Genomic DNA, 26,449 nt, shown 5'->3' with positions numbered 1-26,449 from the left:
TTCGGGGGTTAGGGGGCTCTAAACACCACATTCACGACATCCCTGAATTTCAGCCCCAGCAATGTTTTTGCGGTTCCTACCGTCAAGGGGTTGCTGCGGTATATCGCTATCTCAAGGAACCCGGCCTCATTAAAGATCGCCAGCTTTTCGCCCTCATAATCCTTTAGTGAGAAGCGCTCATTAACCGTAAAATCCGAATAGCCTTTTTTTAATGACTTAATGCTTTTGGTGCTGAATGTAATATCAAAATCGCGCCCTTTGGCAATATCCTTCACCAGCTTTTTTGTAATGTTGGTCACACAGTTTCCAAAATGGTCGATGTAAATTACATAGCCTTTTATCGACTTATTATCATCTGCCGCAACAGCCTGCAGCTCGTTTATCTCTTTTATTTCCGTGATCTCTTTACCAATAACGTTCAGCAGCCCGCCTTTTGCCAGATGGCATGCAACGGTCACGAATACGTCCATGTCAGATGAACCTTCGGGCAGCCGGCTGTGGATGTTGATCTCAACGATCTTCTCGGGTACTATCTTTTGGGTAAGGATGCTCAGTATACCGTTGTCGGCACATATAAAATAGTGGCCGTTCCAGAGCATGGCAATATGGCTGCATTCTTTGGTGAGTTCGCAATCTACGCCAATAAGGTGAACCGTACCCTGCGGAAAGCTACTGTATGCTGCTCCTATAATGTAGCTCGCCTCCGGCACATTAAAAAGGTCGATGTCATGGGAAATATCAACAATAGTAGCTTCCCTGTACTCCGAAAGGATTTTTCCTTTCAGCGCGCCAACGAAATGGTCTTTGAGCCCGAAATCGGTCGTCAGGGTAATTATTGACATAAAATTGTGTAAAACTTTTACAAAAAGCGAGATTAAATTTCACTAAATTTGAATGCAAAGCTAATAATTATATGGCTTATTTCTCTAATTAAAAAAACTTGCTTTTGAACGAAAGAATAATTGAATTGAACGATATTGCCCCGAAGGATTTTTGGGGCGCTCAGGACTCCCATCTTGAAACCATTAAAAAATATTATCCCAAGCTGAAGATCGTTGCACGCGACACCACCCTCAAGGCCTACGGCGAAAAAGAGATGCTCGATGAGTTCGAGAACCGCTTCAAGAGGCTGATGCAGCATTTTACCCGCTACAACAACATCGACGACAACGTGATCGAAAGGGTCATCCAGAGCAACTCGCAGGTGGAACACATGGACCCGAGCGACAAGATACTCGTGCACGGCCTGGGCGGCAAGCTCATTAAGGCCATGACGCCTAACCAGCAGAAACTGGTAGACTATATGGCGAAGAACGACATGGTATTCGCCATTGGCCCGGCCGGTACGGGCAAAACGTATACAGGTGTTGCCCTTGCCGTAAAAGCGCTCAAGGAAAAACAGGTGAAAAGAATCATCCTTACGCGTCCCGCAGTAGAAGCGGGGGAGAACCTCGGTTTCCTTCCCGGTGATATGAAGGAAAAGCTGGACCCATACATGCAACCGCTATATGATGCCCTGCGCGACATGATACCGCCGCAAACGCTGGAAGACTATATACTTAAAGGCATCATCCAGATAGCCCCACTCGCGTTCATGCGCGGCCGCACGCTTGACCATGCATTCGTGATCCTCGATGAGGCGCAGAATACAACCCACTCGCAAATGAAGATGTTCCTTACCCGTATGGGCAAGAATGCCAAGTTCATGATCACCGGCGATCCCGGCCAGGTCGACCTGCCGCGCCGTACCATATCGGGGCTTAAGGAGGCGATACTTATATTAAAAGACGTGGAGGGTGTAGGCATCATTTATCTTGATGATAAGGATATCGTGCGCCACCGCCTCGTGAAGAAAATTATTGATGCTTATAAAAGCATTGAGAATCATGATTGAGGAAGGTGCTGAGGGACTGAGGTTCTTAGGAGCTTAGTCCTAGTATGTTATCCAACCTGCAAGGTTTTTAAGAACCTTGTAGGTTTAAATAGAGCATTACTATTACACCTGACAGGTTTCAAAACCTGTCAGGTGTTTGAATTTTAAAAAATGGATTTTAGAAAACCGAAGACGCTTTTGCTTTCACTGCTAGTCACTGTAATAGGTGCTTTTATCATCATACTTGTATTAGGGATCTCATTAGGCAGTGGCTCGCTTGGAACCTGGGGAATGAATAAAACTGTCGGGTGGGCCTGGGATCTGATGAATGACCTGGCAGCTTTATTAGCAATCTTTTCTACACTATTATTTGTGTTTGGATACACTTTTTTGTGGATACTAAAAATGCGGCTGAACAGTATAGTTTCAGTCATAAATTTATGCTTTCTGTTTGCCCTTCCGGTAATGTGGGGAATCGAGCATATCAAATATGAGTACCTGTTCACTTTTTTAACAGCATTGGGAGTGATAATTTCTTTTATAATAAATACAGTTTTTGCAATTCGATATAAATTGAAAGATAAACAGGTGAGCTGATAATTATCTTTCTTATTTTTGCACCTCAACTACACAAAACAACAACACATGTCACAAAAGACGATAACAACTACCGATTTCAATTTTCCGGGACAGAAATCTGTTTACCGAGGTAAGGTAAGGGAAGTGTATAACATCAATGATGAGCTGCTTGTCATGGTAGCCACCGACAGGCTTTCGGCCTTTGATGTGGTGCTTCCGAAAGGCATTCCCTACAAAGGACAGATACTAAACCAGATCGCGACCAAATTCATGCGCCTTACCGAGGATATTGTTCCCAACTGGCTTATAGATACGCCCGACCCTAATGTTGCCGTAGGCCACCTGTGTGAGCCTTTTAAGGTAGAAATGGTAATACGCGGCTACCTGTCAGGCCATGCGGCGCGCGAATATGCAGCCGGGCGCAGGGTATTGTGTGGCGTGGAGCTTCCTGAAGGCCTGAAGGAGAATGATAAATTCCCCGCACCAATAATCACGCCGACAACAAAAGCTGATAACGGCGAGCATGATGCCGATATTTCGCGTCAGGACATCATTACCAAGGGCATTGTTTCCGAAGAAGATTACAGTGTCCTTGAAAAATATACCCGCGCACTTTTTGAAAAAGGTACCGAGATCGCAGCATCCCGCGGATTGATACTGGTAGATACCAAGTATGAGTTCGGCAGGAAAAAAGATGGCACAATAGTGCTTATAGATGAGATACACACGCCCGATTCCTCCCGTTATTTTTATGCCGATGGTTACGGTGAGCGTCAAAACAGAGGCGAGGCCCAAAAGCAGCTTTCAAAAGAATTCGTAAGGCAATGGCTGATCGCTAATAATTTCCAGGGTAAAGAAGGACAGGTGATACCTGAAATGACCGAAGAATACATCGAAAGCGTTTCAGACAGGTATATCGAACTATATGAAAATATCATCGGGGAGAAGTTCGGCAAAGCAGATATCAGTAACATTCTGGAGCGCATCGAAAAAAATGTAACGAATTACCTAAAAAAATAATTCTCAAAATTATTCATCCAAACCACCTGTAACCGCAGGTGGTTTTTTGTTTTTAGTAGGCGTGCATAGTAAGATTAATCTGTTAAATGTGTGTTAAAATTAAATTTTACAGTAACGTTTAGGTGGTTGTATGCGTCTATTACTTCAAACGGCCTAATCAACCGGTAACAATCAAAAATATAAAAACAATCATCAATTAAAAATTCAATCATCATGAAAAAAGCGATCATTTATTTAGGACTGGCTCTTGTAACATTCAGTAATGCAGCAATTGCTTCAACTGTTGAAACTACTTCCAACAAATTTGAGTTAGTAAGGACGTATGTGACTACAACCCCGCTTGGTGTAGCGATCTCTAAAGGAGATGTTGATGCCGTTAAAAAATTCATCGAATATGGTGCTTCTGTCGATGAACTGTCTAACGGCATGACTCCCCTTATGATAGCCGCGCGCTACAACAATGTGGAGATCATCAAAATGTTACTTGAAAAAGGTGCCAACGTGAAGGTTAAGTGCGAAAAAGGATTTACAGCTTTGAAGTATGCCCAGCTTTCTAATGCCGGTGAGGCTGTAGAACTGCTTAAGGCAGCACAAAACGCTTAAATCTTAGTTCCCTTAAAAAGAAAAGCATCCGCCGCGGCAGATGCTTTTTTTATTTTTAAGACATTGGTATAATATTATTTAAAATAAGAAAACGTCTCCTCGTTCTCTATATTCAGCAATGTTTCATAAATAAGCCTAATCACGTTCTCAACATCCTCACGCTGTACCATTTCTACAGTTGTATGCATATAGCGAAGCGGCAATGAAATAAGCGCCGAAGCAACACCGCCGTTACTGTAGGCAAATGCATCGGTATCGGTACCTGTCACACGCGATGATGCCAGCCTTTGGAAAGGAATCTCGTTCTTTGCAGCAGTCTCTAAGATAAGCTCGCGTAGGTTATTCTGCACGGCAGGCGCGTAGGTGATTACCGGGCCTTTTCCTATCTGGGTTTCGCCTTCAATGCGCTTATCGATCATCGGTGTGGTGCTGTCGTGGCATACGTCGGTAACTATGGCAACATTCGGCCTGATGGTCTTGGTGATCATTTCCGCGCCGCGAAGGCCAACTTCTTCCTGTACGGAATTGGTGATGTAAAGACCGAACGGCAGCTTCTTCTTGTTTTCATGAAGCAGTCGCGCTACTTCGGCAATCATGAACCCGCCTATGCGGTTATCTATAGCGCGGCATACGAATTTGTTTTCGTTCAGGATCATGAAATCATCAGGGTAGGTGATAACGCAGCCCACGTGGATGCCCAGTTTCTCTACCTCCTCTTTGGTAGAACAGCCGCAGTCGATAAAGATAGTCTCAATTTTGGCAGGCTCTTCTTTGCTGCGGTTGCGCGTGTGTATGGCCGGCCAGCCGAAAACACCTTTTACAATACCATTTTTGGTATGGATATTGACACGCTTGGATGGAGCGATCATATGGTCGGAACCACCGTTGCGGATAACGTAGATAAGGCCGTTCTCGGTAATGTAGTTTACATACCATGAAATCTCATCACTGTGCCCTTCAATAACCACTTTGTAGGGTGCATCGGGGTTAATGACGCCCACAGCAGTACCGTAGGTATCGGTAATAAAAGTGTCTACATACGGCTTAAGGTAGTCCATCCATATTTTCTGCCCGCCCGATTCGTGTCCGGTAGGCGAGGGGTTATTCAGGTATTGCTCTAAAAAGGCAAGAGAAGTGTCGGTAAGTATAGAATTTGATGCCATTAATTTAATTTTTGGCTAAAATATAAATTAGATTACAGAGTTATATAATAATGCATAATTTTGGCATAAATTTCTTAACAATGAAAGCACGGGTATACTTTATATTCCTGATATTTTTAAGCGTGGGCGCAAATGCCCAGGTGGTTACTGATACTATAGAGAACGACACGATCACGTTCAGTACAGAGTTGCGTGAGATCGTTATATCCAACGTGAAAGATTCCATATCACCGGATGAAAAAAAACAGCTGCTCCTGTTGCGGAAAAGGGTGCTTAAGGTGTATCCGTATGCGAAAATTGCCGCCGACAGGCTTACGCTTCTGGATAACAATATGAAGAAACTGAAGACCGACAGGGAGAAGAAAAAATATGCCAAAATCGTGGAGAAATACCTTGAGGACGAATTTGAGGCACAGCTGAAAAAACTGTCACGGAAAGAAGGGCAGATATTGGTAAAGCTGATCTACCGGCAAACCGGCCATTCAACATTCGACCTGATAAAGGAACATAAAAGCGGTTGGAAGGCATTCTGGTCCAACCGTATGGCGAGGCTTTTTGATATTAACCTAAAGGCAACATACAGCCCTGCCACCATTGCCGAAGATTATATGATAGAAGGCTACCTGATAAAGGCTTTTGATGAAAAGCGCCTTATAAAGCAGGACCCTGCATTTAAGATAGACTACGATGCCATAACGGATAACTGGCGGAAAAAGTAAAGTTCATTGAGCCTTGTATTTGCAGGGCTTTTTTATTACGCGATATTTAGTTTTTTAAGTAAAAATAAAAGTTCTTTTGAATATGGGTAGGGGATTTAACATTTGTCCTGTTATAGTTACAACAACAAATTAATACCAACCTATATGAAAATGAAATTACTCTTCCTGGCACTGTTTGCCATGTTCAGCTTTCAGTCTTTTGCTCAGGTTAACGCCTATCCGGTGCCCGATATGGTGCAATGCAACAGCGAGGTCTTTGACCTGACCACCCGCACGCCGATCACTTTAGCAAACCAGTCCCCCAACGATTATACAGTAATGTATTATTTAAGTTACCAGGATGCGGAAATGAATGTAAACCCAATCGCGAATCCTACAGCTTTCATGATAACCACAGGCAGTATCGAGCAGGCGCTGTACATTCGTGTTTCTAATAACACTACAGGCGATTTTGCCCTTACCAGCTTTGTCGTAGGGTTTTGGCCCGCCCCGTTTGTTCCCGAAGTAAGCGACATAGCGGTTTGCGACAGTTTTGTACTTCCTGCCCTGAATAGTGGGAATTATTATACAGCGCCTAATGGTACAGGCACAATGATAGCGGCCGGGACTACTATTACTACTTCTATTACTATTTACATTTATGCGTCCAGCGGCACATGTAGTAATGAAAGCAGCTTTACCGTAACAATACTCAATAGCCCTGAAACTGGCTTCTTCCCAGAAGTAGTTTCCTGCGAGAGTTACACGCTGCCAGTATTGCCCCAACCTTTTAATTATTATACAGGCCCGGGTGGTACAGGTACCCCATTATCGCAGGGAGATGTAATCACTACGTCGCAGGTAATATATATCATGGGTTCAAATGGAAGTTGTGTGACGGAATATGATGTCTATATAACAATAACAAATGGTGTCGACTGTATTCCTTATCTGGAGCCGCTTACAGCTTGTGATGATAATGGTGATGGTGTGGCAGTCTTCAACCTTGAGCCTGTTTACGGAATTATCTATAACAGTAATCCGGGTGTATTGAATATGGGTATTTATGAAACGTATGATGATGCTTTAAATGGCACTAATGCTATTGTCGATATAAATGAATATATGAATAATGTGCCCGGGCAACAAGTGCTCTATGTAGGTGTTGTAACCGAAAATGGGGTGGTTACTCGGGAATTGGCTATTATTGTGACACAATGCGGAGACACTTTTACTGTTTCAGGACATGTAGCCTATGATGCAGACGGCAATGGATGCAGTGAAAGCGACGCTCCTGCTGCCGGTGTACAAGTGTATTATTTATCCGGGAATTATGGAAATTATGCCTATACCGATGCAAACGGAAATTATACTTTTTATAATGTTCCGGCTTCGGAGATTACAGTGTATGTAAATACCTATTATCCTACTAATCTAATTGCTGCTCCTGCAAGCTATCCGTTGACGATAAATGAAAACGTTGATGGCATTAACTTCTGTCTTACACCTCCGGCACCGGTAACCGATGTAGCTGTATTTGTATATCCTACAACTGCTGCGCAGCCAGGATTTTTAGCTACCTATCTGGTGGCAGTATATAACTATGGCAATACGTCTGCCACCGGCACGGTATCTTTACAGTTTAACGATACCCAGCTCGATTATATTTCTTCATCGCCCGCTATGGTGCAGGCAGGCAATGTGCTTAGTTTTAACTACGGGCCTGTACAGCCGTATCAGACAACCTATATCTATGTTAATTTCATGGTAGGCCTGCCGGGCACTGTAGACCTTGGTGATGTAATTTCATTCACTGCTAACGTTACACCACTATCAGGTGATATTAATCCGGATAACAATACCTATGAAATGAGCCACATAGCTACTAATTCATGGGATCCTAACGACATCAATGTACGCGAAGGTGAGCAGATCACCGAAGCTCAGGCAGATGGTTACCTGCATTACACCATCCGTTTCCAAAATATGGGTAATGCCAATGCGCACAATGTAAAAATACTTACCACGCTGGACAATAATCTTGACTGGAGCACTTTCCAGCCGATGGTTTCCAGCCACAGCTTCCAGGCAAACCGTGGCGGCAATGGCAACGAAGTAGAGTTTAGGTTTGATGGTATTGAGCTTGCAGGTTCTCAGGTGAATGAACCGGAAAGCCATGGCTTTATCGAATACAGGATCAAGCCTAAAGCAACTGTTGTTATAGGAGATTCTATGTCGGCAGAGGCCGGTATCTATTTCGACTTCAACCCTGTAGTAAATACTAACAGCATTACAACTACCGTAATGGGCACAGCAGGTATAGGAGACTTTAATGCCAATGGTTTTGTACTTTACCCGAACCCGGCATCATCAAAAGTAACGCTGCAAATGCAAAACAGCACAGCAACTAACGCAGGTGTGACCGTTACTGATGTATTGGGCAAGACAGTACTTAAAACTACGGTTACAGGTGCCCAGTCCGACCTCGATGTTTCCTCACTAAAAAGCGGCGTGTACTTTATTACCCTGAATGCCGATGGAAAACTGGCAACCCAAAAGCTGGTTATTAAATAATTAAAAAAATTGCTTTATAATAGAAGTGCCGCAGTTCGATAATCTGCGGCATTTTTTATGCTATAAGCTGTAGGGAATTTAAAGTTTGTACTGTTATAGAGATAACCAATAAGATCTTTATGAGAAAAAAAATACTGTTTCTTGCATTTTTTGTAATGTCCTGCGCTCCGGGTTTTGCGCAGGTAGCTATTTATCCGGTATCGAACATGGTACAATGCGGCAATGAAATATTTGACCTTACGACACGCACACCAATGGTTTTAGGAGATCAGTCACCAAATGACTATACGGTTACATATTTTTCAGACTATCTATATACAAATCCTATTGCCAACCCCGAAGTCTATACAATGCCAGTCGGATATGAGCATCAGTACATTTATATGAAGGTTAGGAATAATGCTAATAATGCTGCTAATGAGCAATCTTTTGAGATAGGCTTTTGGGGGAGCACCCCTTTGTTTCAGGATGTGTACGTTTGCGAAAGTTATGTGCTGCCACAGGTTGAGGCAGGCATAGAATATTATACAGGCGAGGACGGCACGGGGACACAGCTTTTGCCTGGCGATGTAATAACAGAAACACAGACTATTTTTCCTTATATGCCAAATAGTGATTGCTCAGGTACAACCGGTACTCTCATTACGATATATCACAACCCGGATATTGTACTGGAGCCTCTTATAGGATGTGAGACAATGCCATATCATGGTGCATTTGAATTTGAACCTTATATTGCCGTGCTGCAAATCAATTATCCTGATTCATTTTTTACCATTCACGAAAACTATACGGATGCACAGTTAGGGGCTAATCCAATAAATGAATTACCTGTTTATTACAGCTTATACCCAATGGAGGTTCTTTATCTGGCAGTTTCAAACGTATATGCATCTGAGTGTATAACAGTATATGAAATTCTGCTTGAAATAGTAGAATGTTCCGGCCCTGAGATTTCCGGCCATTTATCTTTTGACATTCTCGAAAACGGATGTGATACACCTGGTATGCCTGCCGCAAATATCTTAGTTTCCTGTGTTTCGGGGAATAATACAACGTATGCTTATACAGATGATTATGGCAATTATACCTTTCATAATGTGCAGGAAGGAAATAACAATATTACTGTAAATCCCTTTAATTTTAGTGGTGTTGTTATAACCCCTGGCACTCAATCCGTAGTTATGGGAGAAGAAAATATTGAAAACGTAAACTTTTGCCTGTCCATGCCATACAACAGGGATGTGGCAATATCTATCTGTCCTTCAAATACAGCGCAGCCCGGATTTCCCGCAAATTATGGTATCATATTGAGCAATTATGGAGGATCAGAAGCCAATGGTGTCATAACATTGCAATTTGACGATACAGCTTTAGACTTTGCAGGTGCGGCATTTCCTGTTATACAAAATGGAAATATACTCACCTTCAATTATAGCGATTTGGCTCCTTGCCATCCTGAGGTAATGTTTATTGACTTTCTCATGGCTATGCCGGGTATTGTAGACATGGGCGATGTAATTTCTTTCACTATAAGCGCTACCTATGATGGGGAAACCGATACCAACCCCGATAATAATATTTTCGTATTAAATCAAATTGTAACCAATTCCTGGGATCCAAACGACATTAACGTCCGCGAAGGGGAATCCATAACCGAAGAACAATCCGATGATTACCTGCATTATACCATCCGTTTCCAAAATATGGGCGATGCCAATGCACACAATGTAAAGGTGCTCACAACACTCGACAGCAATCTTGACTGGGATACTTTCGAACCAATAGTAAGCAGCCATGATTTTCAAACCAACAGGACAGGTAATGAAGTTGAGTTCAGGTTCAATAATATACAGCTTCCGGGCGCAGAAGTAAATGAGCAGGAAAGCCATGGTTATGTAATCTATAAAATAAAGCCTAAAGCTACAGTTATAGTAGGAGATTCCATGTCGGCAGAAGCCGGTATTTACTTTGATTTTAACCCGGTTGTGAATACCAATAGCATCACTACCACTATAACGGACACTGCAGGTACAGTTGATTTTACTGCCAATGGTTTTGTACTTTACCCGAACCCGGCATCATCAAAAGTAACTCTGCAAATGCAGAATAGCATCGCTAATGCAGGTGTAACCGTTACCGATGTATTGTGCAAGACAGTACTTAAAACTACGGTTACAAGTACCCAGTCCGACCTTGATGTGTCCTCACTAAAAAGCGGAGTATACTTCATTACCCTTACTGCCGATGGAAAACTGGCAACCCAAAAGCTGGTTATTAAATAATTAAAAAAATTGCTTTATAATAGAAATGCCGCAGTTCGATAATCTGCGGCATTTTTTATTTAATGGGTTAAATATCAGCTGACTTTTAAGATACCCTGTGTTCCGGCAGCGTTTCTGCCAAAGCTATCAGTTTGGTACTGTTTACTCTTTTTACATATTCCAAAAAAGTTTTCTTCCAGGATGGCCTGCATCCCATTTCCCAAAGATCAAGGAGCACCTGCTCTTCAAATTTTGTAATTTTTTTGCGTCCTTCATAACTCTGGTAGGTCCATGTAAATGTAGTGGTGCCGGCGGTAATATCATAGCCGCGCTGGTGCAACATCCTTAATTTTTTCAGAGACACTTCAACACTTTGTTGTTTGCTGCCCTTGTCGTGCAGGCGGTAATTGACCCGGTTAAGTACGTTGGGCAGATCAACCCCGGCGCCGAGGTTCAGGTACGTTTCAAAAATCTCGGCTGTTCCATATTCGGCTGCCCTAAAAAGCCCGGGATAACCATGGCTGTTCTTCATATTGATATCGAAGCCCAGGGAAATTATCTTTTCGATCGTTTCCGGTATCTCTGCGTTTTCAAGGGACGTTGAACCGTGTGGGCTAAGCGTCAGGAAATCGTTTTTATCAGCCCCGTTCTTTAGCAAAACATCGATTATAGCAGCACTGTTCCTGTCTGACAGTACCGCGTAGTTTAAAGCCGTCATCCCTTCGGTGTCCTTATAATCAACAGGCACACCTTTCTCAAGCAGGTATGCTACAAACCACAGCATCCCGCCATAGCACGCCGATTGCAGCACCGAGCTTTTATGATAGCCTTTAGATTTTGAATTCGCAAAAATATCGGCTCCGGCAGCGATCAGGCAGCGTACCATTTCGTCACTGGCCTCATTTTTAGCATGCCCGCTGCAAACTTGCTGAAGCAGCGGATGGTCATATTCTTTATGATTAATGTCAGCGCCATGATCCAGCAGCAGTTGCAGCATTTCTGCGTGCTTTTGGGTAGTCCTGTATTTATCGGCAACATATTCGGTCGCAAGCTTACCATAAGATGTTTTGAGCGTATCGGGATGAACGCCGGTTGCTAATATGGATCTCAGCTTTGCAACATCTTCGTTTTGTATTGCCGCTATCGCTTCTTCGCTGTAATTGGCTTTGTTTTCATTGATCTTCTCCTCAGCCTTGCCATTTCGTATTTCTTCTTCAATATTGTAGGCAGTGTCGTAGTTTTTATAAACCAGCTCATAGCCTGCTTCTTTTTTTCCAAAAGCAAATGCCTCGGCACGGTTATTTTCCTCTTTATAGTAGCCTTTGCTGATGCCAGCTACCGGTTTCAGCTTGCCATCGGTGCCGATTTCCCCTTCGCGCGACATCCATTTGCCGCCTTCGCTCTTAAACAGGGCAAAAAAAGTACCGGCGTCCTTGTTTTCCAGATACCAAAACGGACTGGCGGAACGATACGGAATATTCATCCAGGTACCGGGTTCTATGGTCTCAAGCATTTCGGGATCGCTCACGCGGATAGTCATCGTAGCATGCATTAGCTTTTCCCGCATATCGTCTGTAACCTCATCAAATTTGTACAGTTGCGTGTCTTTCCACAGGTCGTTGCTGTGGACTGCATTAACATCGTAAACCTCAAACGACCTGATGTACTTACGGGCGACATCGATATGGTGTTTGTCATATTCAAAAACAGTTGCTATATCCTGCCATTGCGATGGTGTCTTTGCCCTTTCTAAAAGTGAGAAAACAATATTGAGCGCTGCTGTGTGCGAGCGCGGGAATTCAGTATCATAAAAATACAGGTTATACATCCTGACAGTCAGGCTATCCACGTCCTTACCAAGTACTTCCAAAGCCCTCCACGAGCTGATGGAATCTTCATAGCTGATCTTTAAAATGGGCTTTTTCACCGGAGAAATAATTCCTTCAGGTATGGGTGGCAATTCCCGGCCGCCTTTTTCATATTTCTTCAGCAGGAAAAATTCAGGCTTGCGTGTCCTTATCTTATTTTGTGCTAACAGTTCATAGATAGTAAAACCGTTTTTGTTTGGCAGGTTCGGGTCTGCTCCATTTTCCAGCAGGTTTTTCAGTACATCGACAGAAGAATACGGCTGACGTACCATATAGGTCACCAGGTTTTCGCCGGTTACGGGATGGAACGCGTTCAGTTCGAGGCCGGCTTCAAGCATGGGCCAGAAAAACATACCGGGCCCGGAAGTAGATGCCATGTCAAAAATAACGTTAGGGCTTTTAGGATCGTTTTTATAGGGCCTGTTAGGGTCGGCACCATATTCCATCAACAGCTTGAAGGGAAAGTATTTACTTCGGCCGTAAGCATCCATAAACAGGGGGGTAGAACCCTCCACCATGTAATTCGGGTCGGCGCCGGCTGCCAGCAATGCTTCAAATAATTCAATATTGTCATAAGCATCGGCAAGATGTTTTGCATCAGCTTCAATTGTATGTTTTTTCAGTATGGATTGCGCATTTTCAGGAGTCATTTTCGCCATGAAAGTATCTGCATTATTCGTTATTAAATTTTATCGGTATGGCCTAAACCGCACAGCTTTCAGATTATTTTCAAACATATAAATTAAAGTTGATTGCCACACTTAATTTATCCATTGAATTTATCAGGAAACTAAAATAGGTTAAACTGTCTGATAATTTTTAAACGATGAATCAGCGTCCTGGTATGGGCAACCAGCGTTGGAATCTGAAGAATATCTGCTTTAGGTGCAGTTACCGGATAAAAATCTGTATTTTTTAAAATCCTCCCCGGTTTTGGTCGTAATAAAATGATTATTTTAATCGTTTTAAAATCAGGATCGCTTGCTGTAAAAAAGCCGTACCAAAAATTATCAAATTTTATTACTTATCAATCAGAGAAGCCGTCAGATTCACCCTTGTGGTGCCTATCGACCACAACCACCACGCTTACATTTATAAACGTGCAAAACTGGAACGCGATACGCATATCCTTACGTTCCCAACCTGCAAGGTTTAAAACCATGTAGGCTTAAATAAATTAGGCTACTGTATAATTGTATTATTTCTTCTCCTTCGGTACACCCTGCTTCTTGTAAAGCGGGATAAAATAGGAAACGGTATAGTTAAAACCTACTCCAAATTTTCCGCTATAGGTACGGTTAAAGCCCGGTATGTAAAGGTTGTCGAAATCAACGGGTTTTTTATCGGTCAGGAGGTTGTTCAGCCTGAAGCTGAAGCCAATATAGATGTTGTCAAAAACTTCTGCTTTAAGGCCGCCTACAACTTCTATCCAGTGTGCTGTCAGTCCGCTGTACTTGGTATCGGGATAAACGGTCACCTCGTCAAAATAGCCGGAACTCTCGTAGGTCTTGTAGGAGTTCAGGTTTTGGCTGAAGCTTGCAAAGCCGTATCGGAAGCCAACATAGATCATGTTTTCCATATCCAGCCAGTTATCGTAGGCATTATAGTCAAACCCTACTTTGAGGTAATTCCCCTTGGTAGTAAAGTTCAGCTGCGCATCGTTTACCGTATAATCTACGTTGCCAAGTTCGGCGGCAGCGTAGAATTTTTTGGTAAGCCTGTAATCGCCCACGATCTCGAGCGCCCTGAAGCCATCATCGTAAAAAGAGCGTGTCAGCCTGTGCAGGTCTATGCCCAGCCGTAGTCCGTAACGGTCCGACTTTACAGGCGGCGCTATCGTATCGGCAGCTTTTTTTTCCTGTGAAAAACCGGAAAACGAAAGAAGCAATAAAAGGCTATAGAAATATCTTAAGATGTGTTTCATTTTCGTTTTCAATGTTAGTAGTCTCAAGGCTGATGTCATCTATCCACAATCCATCCGCAGCATCAGAGTCCGTCAGTTTTGGGTTGGAGCCCAGTGGCTGGTCAGGATTAAGCGTAAACGTGGTCTTATACCCGCAGGCACGTGATACATAGAACTGGTTCGTTGTATAGTTGAATTCTAAAAAGTCGGTGTTTGGCGTGGTAAACTGCCCGTTTGAGAGGCGGCGGGTAAAAATAAGCCCCCACTTTGTAGTCGTTGCATTCGTGCGCAGCGGCAGTTTTATTTTGTTGACCGTGGTGGTTACATCGTCTGCAACATCGGGAAGCGTATCGGTCTCTCCCACAGCATAATATTTGAAGTTAACCACATTTACCAGCTCTTCAGTATTATCCTTGTCGTAAAATTCAACGATGAGGCTTGGCGTGGTAGGAGTGTTGGTGGCACAGATATCATCCTTTTCACAGCTCAGCACAAAGCAGGTAGCTATCAGCAAAAGGGTTACGGACGCGATCAGTCTTTTCATAGCGGTACGGCCTTTTAATTATCTTTTTTCCAAAAGTACAACATTTTCCACATGGTGCGTCTGTGGGAACATATCTACAGGGCGAACGCGCGTAACTTTATATTTTTCGTCCATGAGTGCCAGGTCGCGCGCCTGTGTGGCCGAGTTGCAGCTTACGTATACCACTTTGTCGGGTGCGATGCGCAATATCTGGTCGATAACATCCTTGTGCATGCCATCGCGCGGTGGGTCGGTTATGATCACATCCGGTTTCCCGTGCGTGGCAATAAATTCCTCGTTGAACACTACTTTCATGTCTCCCACAAAGAACTCGCAATTGGTAATATTATTGCGCTTTGCGTTTTCCCAGGCATCGGCAATGGCTTCAGGAACGGCTTCAACGCCTATCACTTTTTTGGCTTTGCGCGATACGAACTGCGCTATGGTACCGGTACCGGTATAAAGGTCGTACACCACTTCATTACCTGTCAGCCCTGCAAAGTCGCGGGTTATGCTGTATAGTTCATACGCCTGGTCGGAATTGGTCTGGTAAAACGATTTGGCATTGATGCTAAAGCTCAGACCTTCCATCGATTCCAGTATATAGTCACGCCCTTTGTAGAGTATAATGTCCTGGTCGTAAAGGGTATCGTTCGCTTTTTGGTTCACCACATATTGCAATGAGGTAATGCCCGGGAAATTATGCGCAAGGAAATCCAATATCATTTCCCTTTGTTCCTTATTGTCGTCAAAGAACTGGATAAGCACCATGATCTCGCCGGTAGAGGCCGTGCGTATCATCAGTGTGCGCAGTAATCCCGAATGCTCGCGTGGGTTGAAGAATTCCAGTCCGTTTTCATTGGCAAAATCCCTCACAGCATTGCGTATCATGTTGCTCGGGTCTTCCTGCAGGTGGCATTTGGTAATGTCTAAAATTTTATCCCACATGCGTGGAATGTGGAAGCCCAACGCATTGCGGTTATCGATCTCTTCGCCGCTCTGTACTTCTTTCTCGGTTACCCAGCGGGCATTCGAGAAGGAGAACTCCATTTTATTGCGGTAAAAGAATTGCTTTTCACTGCCCTTGATCGGTTCAAATTCAGGAAGCTCTACCTTGCCGATGCGCTTCAGGTGGTTGTACACCTCGCGGTTCTTATAGAACAGCTGCTTGTCATAGTTCATATTCTGCCATTTGCAGCCGCCGCATGCGCCAAAATGCTGGCAGGGCGGTATTACCCTGTCCGCCGAATATTCATGGAAATGCACTGCTTTGCCTTCGTAGTAGGCTTTCCTCTTCTTAAAGGTCTGTACGTCTACAACATCGCCGGGCACTACATTTGGTATAAAGATCACTTTTCCGTCAGGGGCCTTAGCCACCGAAACGCCTTTTGCACCGGCATCCAGCACGGCCACATTGTCAAATACTATCTTGTCGGTATTTTTCCTTTTTCCCATGCGGCAAAAATAAGGTATTATTATAAAATTTGAATAAATTTGTAGGTAATCCTCAATCAAAAATATGCCTGCCTATCTCGCACTCCTTCGCGGCATCAATGTCAGCGGAAAAAAGATCATTAAGATGGAAGACCTCCGCAAGCTGATGGAATCTGCCGGATATGGAAACGTAAAGACCTATATCCAAAGCGGCAATGTGATTTTCAGCAGTGTTGAAAAATCTAAAGAAAAGCTGGCAGAAGCTATTGAGAAACTCATCGAAGGTCAGTATGGCTTTGATGTTTCTGTATTTGTAGTTGATAAGAACGATTTAGATAAAGCTGTTGATAACAACCCGTTTACAGAAGGTAAAGTCCCCGAAGAAGCCGGTACCAAAAAGATATACGTTACTTTTCTGAGTGAGGTGCCATCGGAAGAAAGCATGGAAAAATTAAGGCAGGCGCCTATAGGCGACGACGTTATAGCGCTTCATGAAAATATATTGTATTTCAGGCTGGCTATTGGCGCTGCCGATTCTAAGCTTTCGAACAACCTTATTGAAAGCAAACTGAAGCTGAAAGCCACCACCCGGAACTGGAATACAACATTGAAGCTGCTTGAAATGTTGGAAAATACATAAGTTATTGCCTGTTTTGCCTTTTCAGCCAATTCACGGCTTCGGGTAGTGCTTTATCATTGGTTGTTTCGGTATCAGGATATATGGGCCCGCGATAGGGATTGTGATTTCTGTCGGCAAATACCCCTACAGTAAGCAGTATATTAGAACCATCCGAAAGATCGAACCTCTGATTGCTTGTTGGTACACCATAGGTATGGGTTCCAAAACTTTTTGTTTTTGGCCTTGCGCGAAAAGCAACTGTGACCGCCTCACCTGAGCTGGCTGTGAGGGTATCCGTCAGCACCGCAACAAAAGGATTATTGTTCTTAAGGATATATTCTTCCTGTTTTATTGTATCGCTGCCTTCTTCGAATAAAAACTTCCCTTTGTCATAACGCCAAGTACTTTCTTTTCCGTCAGGGTACTGCGTGTATCCTATAATCCCATTGCCAAGCAGAGGCCCCATACCGGCAAGCATTGGCGACATATCCCCTCCGAAGTTTCCCCTGAGGTCAACAATCCAACCAATTAGTTCCTGCTTATCCCTGATGCGTATATCATTTAAGATAGCATCAACATATTGTTGCTTCTGTTTAGCATTGCCCATGCAGTATCTTACTCTTATATAGCCTATATTACCGGGTACTATTTCGTCGTGCAACACAGGCGGGGCTCCTTTATCATCCTCTGATACATCTGTAACAGGAGCAAAATAGCTATGGCCGTCGCCAAGCAACGTTAACGCATAATGAATAGAAGGGTAAGTATCAGCGATCGTTTGTGCATCACCGGCTTTTTCTTTTACCTTCTTCCGTAATATAGTCCAATCAATATTCTTCTTGTTTACTGAATTTTTTTGAAGGATGTCTAAAACCTCTTCGATATAACCCGCAGCTTCAGGAGAAGGATGTTTTTTGTCCTGCATGCAGCTCAAAGAAAAAATTAATAATAATAAATATTTGCTCATTATTGCTTATCAGCTTAAGGAATTGTTTTTTTTTGTTAAAAATATAAAATAATTATTGTATTAAAAATGAATTGATTAATTTTATAGAACCACAAATAAATCAATATAAAAGAAATTCAACTGCTGTTTTGCAGATTCGCTTAATAAACGAAATGCAACATTGTTACGGAGTTAAGTTAAAATCAGATTTCATATTTATTAGAGCCCCATTTTTTGGGGCTTTTTTATGCGGCAAATCCACGAAAATCTAAAAAAATCTGCATCATCAGCGTTCCGTTTATATAGGATAAAATTTTATATTTGGGCTATAATTCCCCACTATGAACCGCTTTGACAGGATTACCGCGATATTGATACAGCTACAGTCCAAAAGGGTAGTGAAGGCACAGGACCTGGCCGACAGGTTCGGCATAAGCCTGCGCACCGTATACCGCGATATCCGCTCCCTTGAAGAGGCCGGCGTACCGTTGTATGGCGAAGCGGGCATAGGCTACTCGCTTGTAGATGGCTACAGGCTGCCGCCCATCATGTTTACCCGCGAAGAGGCAATGGCATTCCTTACCGCCGAAAAGCTCATGGAAAAATTTACCGACGGCAGCCTGCAGCAGCATTTTGGCTCTGCAATGTATAAGGTAAAAGCGGTTTTACGCGGAAGCGAAAAAGATATGGTTGAAACGCTGGAAGATAATATCCTTGTCATGAACATGAAACAGGATAAAAAATCGCCGGGCAATATCCTGGATGTTTTGTTGGAGGCCACTGCCGAAAAGAAAGTAGTGAAGCTGGTGTACAGGGCGTTTGGCAATGAGGAGAACAGCGAAAGGCTTATAGAGCCGCTGGGTATTTTCCACGAGAATGATAACTGGTACAGCATTGCGTGGTGCCACCTTCGTGAAAGCTACCGTCAATTCAGGGCCGACAGGATCATCAGCGTAGCAATTACCGAAAAGCCGCAGCAGGAACGCACCTCCTTAAAAGAATATTACGAGCAGCATCAAAAGGCCAAAGAAGCAGTGGCGCTGATAAAAGCCGTTATAAGAGTGGATAAAAGCGTTGCGAAATACATGGAGCAGCAGCGGCATTATTTCGGTTTTATATCCGATAAAGTAACTGAGGATTATGTCGAAATGACGTTCCTCTTACGGTCGTTCGAGGAAGGCCTTCCACGTTGGCTGCTCATGTTCGCCGACTGTACCGAGATCATTGAGCCGCAGGAATTGAAAGATAAAATAGCGCTTCTACTTGAAAATATTGTGCAAAAGCACCCGCTGCGGAATAGTATAGAAGTGTGAGGCATCCCGACTTCGCTCGATTTGACAATGATGACCCATATTATGAACATAAATAACGTTCTGTACGATTGTCAGTTCGAGCGCAGTCGGGAACATCGCCACACTAACGTTTGTAATTTGTCATTTTGAATTTGTCATTTGGAATTTTCCAAAAGTTGCCTTTTCTTCAAATTCTACAGGCAATAATTTTATTTTTAGTAATTTGCGGCCTTAAATGGATGATTTCTCTCCAAAAGCAGGAATGGCTGATTAAAAAATATAAACAGAATTTACAATGTCAGTTTTAGAAAAATTAAGTTCGGCAGATGCCATCATGCTGGAAGATAAACACGGAGCGCACAACTACCATCCGCTGCCTGTGGTTTTGAGCAGGGGCGAAGGCGTATATGTGTGGGATGTGGAAGGCAAAAGGTATTACGATTTCCTTTCGGCTTACTCAGCAGTTAACCAGGGTCATTGCCATCCGAAGATCATTAACGCCATGATGGAGCAGGCGCAAACGCTTACGCTTACATCGCGCGCATTTTATAACGACCAGTTGGGCAGGTATGAAGAATACGTGACCAATTATTTTGGTTTCGATAAAGTGCTGCCAATGAATACCGGAGCTGAGGCTGTAGAAACTGCCATCAAGCTTTGCCGCAAATGGGCATACGAAAGAAAAGGCATTGCAGAGCATGAAGCGAAGATCATCGTATGCGAAAATAACTTCCATGGCAGGACAACAACGATCATTTCTTTTTCTAACGATGAGAACGCCAGGAAGAATTTCGGGCCTTATACAGCCGGCTTCATTAAGATAGCTTACGATGATATCGAAGCGCTTGAGAACGTTTTGAAAACGGAGAAAAATATAGCGGGCTTCCTTGTAGAGCCTATACAGGGCGAAGCAGGCGTATATGTGCCAGCCGAAGGTTACCTGGCAAAAGCAAAAGAATTGTGTGCCGCTAACAATGTGCTTTTCATTGCTGATGAAGTCCAGACAGGCATTGCCCGTACCGGTAAACTTCTTGCCGTAAACCATGAGAACGTACAGCCGGATATCCTTATCCTTGGCAAGGCCCTTTCAGGTGGCGCTTATCCGGTTTCGGCAGTATTGGCGAATGATGAGATAATGAACGTCATCAAACCGGGCCAGCATGGATCTACCTTTGGCGGAAATCCTGTAGCGGCTGCCGTTGCCATCGCTGCGCTTGAAGTGGTTAAGGAGGAGAATTTAGCCGAAAATGCTGAGGCGCTTGGAAAGCTTTTCCGTGAAAAAATGAACGAGTACATTGCAACAAGCAGCATTGCGACCCTTGTAAGGGGTAAAGGGCTGCTTAATGCCGTTGTTATAAACGACACAGAGGACAGCTCTACTGCATGGGATATCTGCATGGCGATGAGGGACAACGGCCTTTTGGCCAAACCTACACACGGCAATATCATCCGTTTTGCGCCACCATTGGTAATGAACGAAGAACAGATCCTTGACTGTGTATCTATCATTACAAATACACTAAAACAATTCGAAAAATAAGATCAATAGCTAACAGCATTTATTATGGACGACCAAAAAACATTTTCTGAGTACAATTCTTCTTTTGATTCTTTTGAGCTGCAGTTGAATAACGAAGCAAAAGATTTTTTACGCGGCGCTGCCAACTGGGGCACCGGGCTTGCCATTATGGGATTCATATTCTCAGGGTTTATGTTACTTGCAGCCCTTATGATGTTCGCTGCCGGTAATATGCAGGAGATGAACCGCGCCATGAACGGTATGCCGATATCTTCCCTGGCGTTCATGTACCTGATAATGGCCGTCATGTATTTTATCCCGATGCTGTTCCTTATCAAATTTGCATCTTCTACGAAAAATGCACTAAGTGAAAACAATACCCACAAACTTACTGCTTCATTCAGGAACCTCAAGAATCACTTCATGAGCGTGGTGATATCTATAATCCTGATAATTGTGGTATTTATCGTGTTTGTGGCAGTATTCGCGGCCGCAGTGGCAGGAAGCATGTAATTGAAAAAATATAATTTTTTAGTAAAGCCCGGCCAGCCGGGCTTTACTATTTATAAAACAACTTAGGATTTCTATAAACTGACAGCAATGGAATGTTTCGTAAAGTATTGTTTTTTAGGGAATTATTAACATTGAAGATGTCGAAAAAATAGGCCAAACTGCTGAGTATGTTGCGTAATTTTATTAGATTTGAGGATACAACATTAACACAGAGGTAATGGGTAAAATTGTCAGGTCATTAAAATTTATATATCCGGTAGTGTTTATTTACTGGCTGGTAAGCAAGTTTGCCAACGTGGAAGAGAACAGTTTTTTCAGTGTCTTTTACGAGATGTCCTCGCTGATCGTTGTTTTAATAACTATTGCAATCCCTATATTTTTAATTGTATATTGGTTTAAAAACAGGAATCAGTTTAGTGTAGCTGCTTTATTATTACACCTGTTATTTTCAATAATAAATATTGTCCTGATGATATCAGATCCATACCTTTTCAAATAACTTAATGGATTTTTAATATTTTCTTCTTGCCGCTTGAATGGCTTGATGACCCGCTATTTCCCTGACCGGAAGGTTGCCGAAGAGTACTATTGAAGTTTTTACTTGAGTGAAGATAGGCTAATAAGAAAACCTTGCAGCGTATTTTAAAATGAAAGCGGAAAGATCATTCATCTGATCTTCCCGCTTTGTTATATAATTAATGTTTATCTCGTGTCTATAAACTCATTAAAAACCTTACAGGTCTGTTATTACCATGATCTGGCTTACAGCCACTGAGGCAGAGCCACGCAGGAGTACACTCGGTACATGCAAGATCATGTGCGAGGCAAAGGGCCGATGAGTAAACGCAGCATCCTGTGTAGTTTCCGCAGCATCCCCAGTCGCTACCGCATCCAATCAGGCACCACCCGCTGCAATCACCTGCATTCATCGTTACAGTTGCGCCTTCTACAAAATCATGCAATTGGTCTGCAGGAGCATAAAAAGAATAAAATTCATCAAATGTGATCTCATCTCTTTCGGTTTCACGGATAAAATCTACCATAGCTAAATCTGAAGCAAGATTGTATTTTGCTGCTTCTCCGGCAAGCGACTCAATATTTTCCTTAATTGGCCTGAGATTTATCTTAAGGTCTTCCTCAAACATAAAGAATGTTTTATCTACAAGGAATGAAGGGCTTAATGTGCCTGTAAGCTCTGAATGGTTAGCAATAGCCCTTAAGTTAGCCGCTACAGCCGACTTCAGGTAAGAAATGCCCGAATAGGATGTCATATCGAAATTTTGCTCTGTAACTTCGTGCACAAGATCCTGATAACTTTGATCGAGCATAAAATTCAAGCGTCTTAATTCCTGTTCGCTAAGGTTCTGATCTTTTAGTTTTGCTGCAAAATCAAGGGCGTTCCTCTGCTCAAAATATTTCCAGCCTTCTTTTGAGTTGTCAAATGAATATTCCAAAGAAAACAAGGGATTACCGGTGGATATTTCTTTATAAATAAAATAAGTGGTATAAACGGTACCGTCTTTTGCAAGGCTTACCTCCAAATCCCTGTCTTCATCATCAAAGGTGATGTCATACTTCCCGGAATCGCCAACTCTTTTTGCAATGCCGGTTTTGTCTTCAGAGTTTTCTTCTCTGTTACAACTGATCGTAAATGTTAAAGCCGAAAGGGCTAAAAACAGTAAGGACAATTTTAATTTCATATTATAAAATTTTTTTGGTTTGTGCTGCAATGTATGTCAATACAATATTGTAAATATTAATTATTTGTTAAAATATTGATTATAATTCATAAAATATTAATTATAAATTAAATAATCTAAATTATAAGTTATTATAATTGAAAATTAAATAATATTAATTAAGTACTGACTTTGGAGTTTGATTACCATTGAAATGACTATTTGCATTATTTTATTACTTTTGGCACTATGAAAACCATATACATTATATTGCTGTTCGGCGCTGCATTCCTTGCACTGTTTGAGCAGTCGCAGGCAAAACCCAACATGATCATAATGATTGCGGCCATGGCAGCTTTTATGATTGGCCTTATGCGGCTTATGGCCAAAGTCCCAAGCAAGGGTGAGCGCCAAAACGAAGAGGAGGAAGGCGATGGGACGGTTTAAGGCAGGTGATGAAGTAGCGGTGCTTGATGATTCCTTTAGCGGTCGCGTAAAGGGGATCAAAGGAACTACGGTCATAATTGAGACTACCGAAGGCTTTGAACTGCAATTTGAAGAAAATGAGCTGGTGAAGCTGCACAATACAAACTATATGAAATCTTTTGTTTCTTCGCAGTCCATAAGCTCGGTGCTTAGAGAAAAAGAGCTCCCAAAGAAGAGGAGTTTCGTAAAGGAAAAAAAATCAAAAAAGGATGGCTTTGTACTGGAAGTCGACCTGCATATAGAAAAGCTCGTGCCTAACAAAAAGGGCATGTCTAATTACGACATACTCACACTACAGACTGAGACCGCCAAACGCCAGATAGAATTTGCCATACGGAACAGGATGCCGAAGGTGGTCCTTATCCACGGGGTAGGGGAGGGCGTACTTAAAGCCGAGCTCGATTTCCTGTTAGGCAGGTATGACGGTATTAGTTTTCAGGATGCCGATTACCAAAAATACGGACTTGGAGCTACCGAGGTCTACATTAAGCAAAACCCCGGCAGGTAAATTCTATTTATTTACGGGGCATATATCCCGAAATAATATTCTCCGGGATTAGACGGATCAGCAGGCACTACAAGGTCGGATATAGCAAAGGTTTCCCCGCTTTCATCGGAATCTTTTCCGAAAACAACATTGTTAAGCCGTATCTGATATTCAATAGGAGCACCGCCAACACCAGACGGCGGTACGCTTGTAATAACCGCTGTTCCGGATATTGCCGACCATCGTTGGGTAAGTACAGGCGATATGGGGCTTATCACATCGCAGATATGAGAATTGCTGATAGAGCCGGCATACACCAGGAATAAAATTTCGTTCGCATCCGGTTCATTAGTAAAGGTAATTGTTGTAGTCTGTCCAATGGTAGCAGGATACATAGCGGGGGCGAAATCAAGTACAAGCGCTTCACGTCCGTTCCTTTCAAAAACCAAAGTGTTTTCAGGACAGTTACGAACAGTAGGAAGTTCATTGCCATCGGTGATAAAGTCAAAAGAAAGTCCTATTGGTGTTATTATAGAGCCAAATTCATTATCAACAATGCGTGTAGTTTCCCCATCCTTTGTAAAAGAGACATCTACCAATGTGATCTTGTGGCTGTACCCTGTAATAATATTATCGTTGTTTTTTATTACATCAGTAATTACTGATATCGTTCCCTGGCCGCTCCACTCCTCAACAACTGTAGGGGACGACGGTGCGGGGAAAGAGCACAGGGTGTTGGCGTTGGGGGTGCCGCTATAATTCCTGTAGGTAATAGTATTACTGCCGCTGATGGTTATCATCTTCGGTATATCATTTCCTTCTGCATCTTCAGGTGTAGGCACATTGACCAGTGGACTCGCGCCAAAGTTTATCATAAGTACCTCGGTACCATTGATCTTGTAGTATATATTGCTGTCGCCGCACCTGGCAGGAGTTCCGTCTGCAAAATTGAAAGAGTTAAATGTCATTTCGCCGTCATCGCATCCTATAACCATACCCAATACCAAAAGGGCTATCAGTCCGAAGATCTTTTTCATATAAAGTAATTTTCAACAAAAATAGCGTTTTTACACAAATTCCGCATTATAAAAAAGAGGAACGCGTATTATACCGATTAAACTTATAACAACTGATTTTATCCTGTAAACACAACGGGATATAATGCAGGATGTTGTATTAAAGCAATAATATCGGCGGTATTGTAAATATATTTACTGCGTATTTTTCAGTAATTTTGCCATGATGAAAAAAGTTTACCTTGACAATGCGTCCACTACAGCCATTCACCCCGAAGTGATTCAGGAGATGACGCACGTGATGGCCGAAAATTACGGCAATCCTTCTTCAACTCATGCTATCGGCCGAAGCGCTAAGGTGGTGCTGGAAACCTCCCGCAAGGCCATCGCATCCCTGATTAACGCCGAAGCCCGCGAGATCATTTTCACATCGGGTGGCACAGAGGCTAATAACTGGATCATAAGAAGTGCGGTAAAAGACCTGAAAGTGCAGCGGATCATCAGCAGCCGTACCGAGCACCACTCCGTTTTGAATACCGTTGAAGCCATAAGCGCAGAATATGGTGTTGCTGTAGATTATGTAAGATTGCTTCCCAGTGGCGCAGCCGACCTTACCCATCTTGTTGATTTGCTGTCGGATAATATGCCTACACTGGTGAGCCTTATGCATGTGAATAATGAAACGGGCGCTATCCTTGGTATTGCCAGGGCGGGACGTATCTGCAGGCAGGCAGGAGCGTTATTCCATACCGATGCTGTACAGTCCGTTGGTAAAGAAAGGTTCGATATGCAGGACCTTCCGGTGGATTTTTTAGTAGCAAGTGCGCACAAATTCCACGGGCCAAAAGGAGTGGGGTTTGCATTTGTCAGGAAAAATACCGCGCTTCGCCCAATGCTGTACGGCGGGGAACAGGAAAAGGGGCAAAGGGCAGGCACCGAAGCCGTCCACCAGGTGGCCGGAATGGCAAAGGCGATGCAGCTGTCCTACGGCACCCTTGAAAAAGACAGGGCGCATATCACATCCCTGAAAAATTACCTTGTTGAACAACTGGCTATACATCAGCCCGGTTTTAAAATAAACGGGCATACAAATGGCGATGGTACCGGATTGTTTTACAATATTATTAATGTCCTCCTGCCAATGGGCGAAGACAAAACCTCGATGATACTCTTCCATCTTGATATGAAAGGTATTGCCGTTTCTCGTGGCAGCGCATGCCAGTCGGGGAGCATAAAGCCCTCGCATGTACTTAAGGAGTTATTGCCTGCCGACGAAATAGGAAAACCGTCGTTGCGTATTTCTTTCAGCCACTACAATGACAGGGAAGATATCGACCTCCTTATAGAGGCACTGAAATCAGTCTGACGCTCCCGTATCTGTACAAACACG

Annotated in this window: 24 protein-coding genes; 14 read left to right on the top strand and 10 right to left on the bottom strand. The window is 43.1% G+C overall.

The features are described from left to right. Positions 1-8 precede the first annotated feature (8 nt). Positions 9-842 carry an SAM hydrolase/SAM-dependent halogenase family protein gene (locus HYN59_RS14560; RefSeq protein WP_108778979.1) on the bottom strand — a complete coding sequence of 278 codons (834 nt, stop codon included), beginning with the start codon at positions 840-842 and terminating at the stop codon, positions 9-11. Between the two features lie 104 nt (positions 843-946). On the opposite strand from HYN59_RS14560, the gene HYN59_RS14555 reads away from it, so the two are divergent. From HYN59_RS14555 to HYN59_RS14540, 4 genes are all read left to right on the top strand, one after another. Continuing rightward, positions 947-1,894 (top strand): PhoH family protein, encoded by a 948-nt coding sequence (locus tag HYN59_RS14555; RefSeq protein ID WP_108779754.1) that lies wholly within the window; start codon positions 947-949, stop codon positions 1,892-1,894. A 150-nt stretch (positions 1,895-2,044) separates the two neighbouring features. Beyond that, entirely contained in the window at positions 2,045-2,470 is a 426-nt protein-coding gene (locus HYN59_RS14550; RefSeq protein ID WP_108778978.1) for a hypothetical protein, read from the top strand. A gap of 48 nt (positions 2,471-2,518) precedes the next feature. Continuing rightward, complete coding sequence (locus HYN59_RS14545; protein WP_108778977.1) at positions 2,519-3,472, top strand: phosphoribosylaminoimidazolesuccinocarboxamide synthase; 954 nt, start codon at positions 2,519-2,521, stop codon at positions 3,470-3,472. Between the two features lie 213 nt (positions 3,473-3,685). Further along, positions 3,686-4,075 carry an ankyrin repeat domain-containing protein gene (locus HYN59_RS14540; protein ID WP_108778976.1) on the top strand — a complete coding sequence of 130 codons (390 nt, stop codon included), beginning with the start codon at positions 3,686-3,688 and terminating at the stop codon, positions 4,073-4,075. A gap of 74 nt (positions 4,076-4,149) precedes the next feature. Here HYN59_RS14540 and HYN59_RS14535 read toward each other — a convergent pair whose 3' ends face one another. Next, entirely contained in the window at positions 4,150-5,238 is a 1,089-nt protein-coding gene (locus HYN59_RS14535) for a M42 family metallopeptidase (protein WP_108778975.1), read from the bottom strand. An 80-nt stretch (positions 5,239-5,318) separates the two neighbouring features. Here HYN59_RS14535 and HYN59_RS14530 point away from each other — a divergent pair, with 80 nt between their 5' ends. From HYN59_RS14530 to HYN59_RS14520, 3 genes are all read left to right on the top strand, one after another. Then, a complete protein-coding gene (locus HYN59_RS14530; RefSeq protein WP_108778974.1) occupies positions 5,319-5,957 on the top strand; it encodes a DUF4294 domain-containing protein in 639 nt (212 codons plus the stop codon). A gap of 144 nt (positions 5,958-6,101) precedes the next feature. After that, positions 6,102-8,510 (top strand): T9SS type A sorting domain-containing protein, encoded by a 2,409-nt coding sequence (locus HYN59_RS14525; protein ID WP_108778973.1) that lies wholly within the window; start codon positions 6,102-6,104, stop codon positions 8,508-8,510. A gap of 119 nt (positions 8,511-8,629) precedes the next feature. Then, positions 8,630-10,795, top strand: a complete 2,166-nt coding sequence (locus tag HYN59_RS14520) for a T9SS type A sorting domain-containing protein (RefSeq protein ID WP_108778972.1) — start codon at positions 8,630-8,632, stop codon at positions 10,793-10,795. Positions 10,796-10,880: 85 nt separating this feature from the next. Here the strand turns inward: HYN59_RS14520 and HYN59_RS14515 are convergent, their stop codons facing one another. The 5 genes from HYN59_RS14515 to rlmD form a co-directional block, all read right to left on the bottom strand. After that, positions 10,881-13,301, bottom strand: a complete 2,421-nt coding sequence (locus HYN59_RS14515; RefSeq protein WP_108778971.1) for an ankyrin repeat domain-containing protein — start codon at positions 13,299-13,301, stop codon at positions 10,881-10,883. Positions 13,302-13,669: 368 nt separating this feature from the next. After that, positions 13,670-13,804 (bottom strand): hypothetical protein, encoded by a 135-nt coding sequence (locus HYN59_RS18375; RefSeq protein ID WP_281261169.1) that lies wholly within the window; start codon positions 13,802-13,804, stop codon positions 13,670-13,672. Between the two features lie 36 nt (positions 13,805-13,840). After that, positions 13,841-14,566: a DUF6048 family protein gene (locus tag HYN59_RS14510; protein ID WP_108778970.1), complete on the bottom strand. Its 726-nt coding sequence runs from the start codon at positions 14,564-14,566 to the stop codon at positions 13,841-13,843. Beyond that, entirely contained in the window at positions 14,538-15,089 is a 552-nt protein-coding gene (locus HYN59_RS14505) for a DUF6452 family protein (protein WP_108778969.1), read from the bottom strand. Before HYN59_RS14505 ends, HYN59_RS14510 begins: the two co-directional genes overlap by 29 nt. A gap of 18 nt (positions 15,090-15,107) precedes the next feature. Continuing rightward, a complete protein-coding gene (gene rlmD / locus HYN59_RS14500; RefSeq protein WP_108778968.1) occupies positions 15,108-16,523 on the bottom strand; it encodes a 23S rRNA (uracil(1939)-C(5))-methyltransferase RlmD in 1,416 nt (471 codons plus the stop codon). Positions 16,524-16,587: 64 nt separating this feature from the next. Between rlmD and HYN59_RS14495 the strand changes: the two genes are divergently transcribed. After that, complete coding sequence (locus tag HYN59_RS14495; protein ID WP_108778967.1) at positions 16,588-17,142, top strand: DUF1697 domain-containing protein; 555 nt, start codon at positions 16,588-16,590, stop codon at positions 17,140-17,142. Position 17,143: 1 nt separating this feature from the next. Here HYN59_RS14495 and HYN59_RS14490 read toward each other — a convergent pair whose 3' ends face one another. After that, on the bottom strand, positions 17,144-18,046 hold the full coding sequence (locus HYN59_RS14490) for a S41 family peptidase (RefSeq protein WP_181369445.1): 903 nt from the start codon (positions 18,044-18,046) through the stop codon (positions 17,144-17,146). Positions 18,047-18,408: 362 nt separating this feature from the next. Between HYN59_RS14490 and HYN59_RS14485 the strand changes: the two genes are divergently transcribed. The 3 genes from HYN59_RS14485 to HYN59_RS14475 all read left to right on the top strand — a co-directional run bounded on the left by HYN59_RS14485 (position 18,409) and on the right by HYN59_RS14475 (position 21,391). Next, positions 18,409-19,380: a helix-turn-helix transcriptional regulator gene (locus HYN59_RS14485; protein WP_108778965.1), complete on the top strand. Its 972-nt coding sequence runs from the start codon at positions 18,409-18,411 to the stop codon at positions 19,378-19,380. A 274-nt stretch (positions 19,381-19,654) separates the two neighbouring features. Continuing rightward, on the top strand, positions 19,655-20,899 hold the full coding sequence (gene rocD / locus HYN59_RS14480) for an ornithine--oxo-acid transaminase (protein WP_108778964.1): 1,245 nt from the start codon (positions 19,655-19,657) through the stop codon (positions 20,897-20,899). Positions 20,900-20,923: 24 nt separating this feature from the next. Next, positions 20,924-21,391 (top strand): hypothetical protein, encoded by a 468-nt coding sequence (locus HYN59_RS14475; protein WP_108778963.1) that lies wholly within the window; start codon positions 20,924-20,926, stop codon positions 21,389-21,391. Between the two features lie 713 nt (positions 21,392-22,104). On the opposite strand, the gene HYN59_RS14465 is transcribed toward HYN59_RS14475, so the two are convergent. Then, positions 22,105-23,091, bottom strand: coding sequence for a hypothetical protein (locus tag HYN59_RS14465; protein WP_146185951.1), 987 nt, complete (start codon positions 23,089-23,091; stop codon positions 22,105-22,107). 228 nt (positions 23,092-23,319) lie between these two features. Between HYN59_RS14465 and HYN59_RS14460 the strand changes: the two genes are divergently transcribed. Next, positions 23,320-23,517 carry a hypothetical protein gene (locus HYN59_RS14460; protein WP_108778960.1) on the top strand — a complete coding sequence of 66 codons (198 nt, stop codon included), beginning with the start codon at positions 23,320-23,322 and terminating at the stop codon, positions 23,515-23,517. After that, entirely contained in the window at positions 23,504-24,064 is a 561-nt protein-coding gene (locus HYN59_RS14455; protein ID WP_108778959.1) for a Smr/MutS family protein, read from the top strand. The genes HYN59_RS14460 and HYN59_RS14455 overlap by 14 nt, the downstream gene beginning before the upstream one ends. 11 nt (positions 24,065-24,075) lie before the next feature. Here HYN59_RS14455 and HYN59_RS14450 read toward each other — a convergent pair whose 3' ends face one another. Further along, positions 24,076-25,080 (bottom strand): hypothetical protein, encoded by a 1,005-nt coding sequence (locus HYN59_RS14450; protein ID WP_108778958.1) that lies wholly within the window; start codon positions 25,078-25,080, stop codon positions 24,076-24,078. A gap of 205 nt (positions 25,081-25,285) precedes the next feature. Here HYN59_RS14450 and HYN59_RS14445 point away from each other — a divergent pair, with 205 nt between their 5' ends. Next, a complete protein-coding gene (locus HYN59_RS14445; protein WP_108779753.1) occupies positions 25,286-26,425 on the top strand; it encodes a cysteine desulfurase family protein in 1,140 nt (379 codons plus the stop codon). Positions 26,426-26,449: the final 24 nt, after the last annotated feature.

The organism is Flavobacterium album (assembly GCF_003096035.1).
In the GTDB taxonomy this organism is placed as follows: Bacteria; Bacteroidota; Bacteroidia; order Flavobacteriales; family Flavobacteriaceae; genus Flavobacterium; species Flavobacterium album.
The sequence above is the reverse complement of the archived record's forward strand: the minus strand, read 5'-3'. Positions and strand labels throughout refer to the sequence as shown.

Bases quoted from the DNA above. Each gene is read 5' to 3' on its own strand.
- HYN59_RS14535 (WP_108778975.1), bottom strand. From the start codon at position 5,238: ATGGCATCAAATTCTATACTTACCGACACTTCTCTTGCCTTTTTAGAG.
- HYN59_RS14495 (WP_108778967.1), top strand. From the start codon at position 16,588: ATGCCTGCCTATCTCGCACTCCTTCGCGGCATCAATGTCAGCGGAAAA.
- HYN59_RS14450 (WP_108778958.1), bottom strand. From the start codon at position 25,080: ATGAAAAAGATCTTCGGACTGATAGCCCTTTTGGTATTGGGTATGGTT.
- HYN59_RS14505 (WP_108778969.1), bottom strand. From the start codon at position 15,089: ATGAAAAGACTGATCGCGTCCGTAACCCTTTTGCTGATAGCTACCTGC.
- HYN59_RS14460 (WP_108778960.1), top strand. From the start codon at position 23,320: ATGAAAACCATATACATTATATTGCTGTTCGGCGCTGCATTCCTTGCA.
- HYN59_RS14530 (WP_108778974.1), top strand. From the start codon at position 5,319: ATGAAAGCACGGGTATACTTTATATTCCTGATATTTTTAAGCGTGGGC.
- HYN59_RS14445 (WP_108779753.1), top strand. From the start codon at position 25,286: ATGAAAAAAGTTTACCTTGACAATGCGTCCACTACAGCCATTCACCCC.
- HYN59_RS14485 (WP_108778965.1), top strand. From the start codon at position 18,409: ATGAACCGCTTTGACAGGATTACCGCGATATTGATACAGCTACAGTCC.
- rocD (WP_108778964.1), top strand. From the start codon at position 19,655: ATGTCAGTTTTAGAAAAATTAAGTTCGGCAGATGCCATCATGCTGGAA.
- HYN59_RS14545 (WP_108778977.1), top strand. From the start codon at position 2,519: ATGTCACAAAAGACGATAACAACTACCGATTTCAATTTTCCGGGACAG.
- HYN59_RS14540 (WP_108778976.1), top strand. From the start codon at position 3,686: ATGAAAAAAGCGATCATTTATTTAGGACTGGCTCTTGTAACATTCAGT.
- HYN59_RS14465 (WP_146185951.1), bottom strand. From the start codon at position 23,091: ATGAAATTAAAATTGTCCTTACTGTTTTTAGCCCTTTCGGCTTTAACA.
- HYN59_RS14510 (WP_108778970.1), bottom strand. From the start codon at position 14,566: ATGAAACACATCTTAAGATATTTCTATAGCCTTTTATTGCTTCTTTCG.
- HYN59_RS18375 (WP_281261169.1), bottom strand. From the start codon at position 13,804: ATGGTTTTAAACCTTGCAGGTTGGGAACGTAAGGATATGCGTATCGCG.
- rlmD (WP_108778968.1), bottom strand. From the start codon at position 16,523: ATGGGAAAAAGGAAAAATACCGACAAGATAGTATTTGACAATGTGGCC.
- HYN59_RS14525 (WP_108778973.1), top strand. From the start codon at position 6,102: ATGAAAATGAAATTACTCTTCCTGGCACTGTTTGCCATGTTCAGCTTT.
- HYN59_RS14560 (WP_108778979.1), bottom strand. From the start codon at position 842: ATGTCAATAATTACCCTGACGACCGATTTCGGGCTCAAAGACCATTTC.
- HYN59_RS14520 (WP_108778972.1), top strand. From the start codon at position 8,630: ATGAGAAAAAAAATACTGTTTCTTGCATTTTTTGTAATGTCCTGCGCT.
- HYN59_RS14550 (WP_108778978.1), top strand. From the start codon at position 2,045: ATGGATTTTAGAAAACCGAAGACGCTTTTGCTTTCACTGCTAGTCACT.
- HYN59_RS14475 (WP_108778963.1), top strand. From the start codon at position 20,924: ATGGACGACCAAAAAACATTTTCTGAGTACAATTCTTCTTTTGATTCT.
- HYN59_RS14515 (WP_108778971.1), bottom strand. From the start codon at position 13,301: ATGGCGAAAATGACTCCTGAAAATGCGCAATCCATACTGAAAAAACAT.
- HYN59_RS14455 (WP_108778959.1), top strand. From the start codon at position 23,504: ATGGGACGGTTTAAGGCAGGTGATGAAGTAGCGGTGCTTGATGATTCC.
- HYN59_RS14490 (WP_181369445.1), bottom strand. From the start codon at position 18,046: ATGCAGGACAAAAAACATCCTTCTCCTGAAGCTGCGGGTTATATCGAA.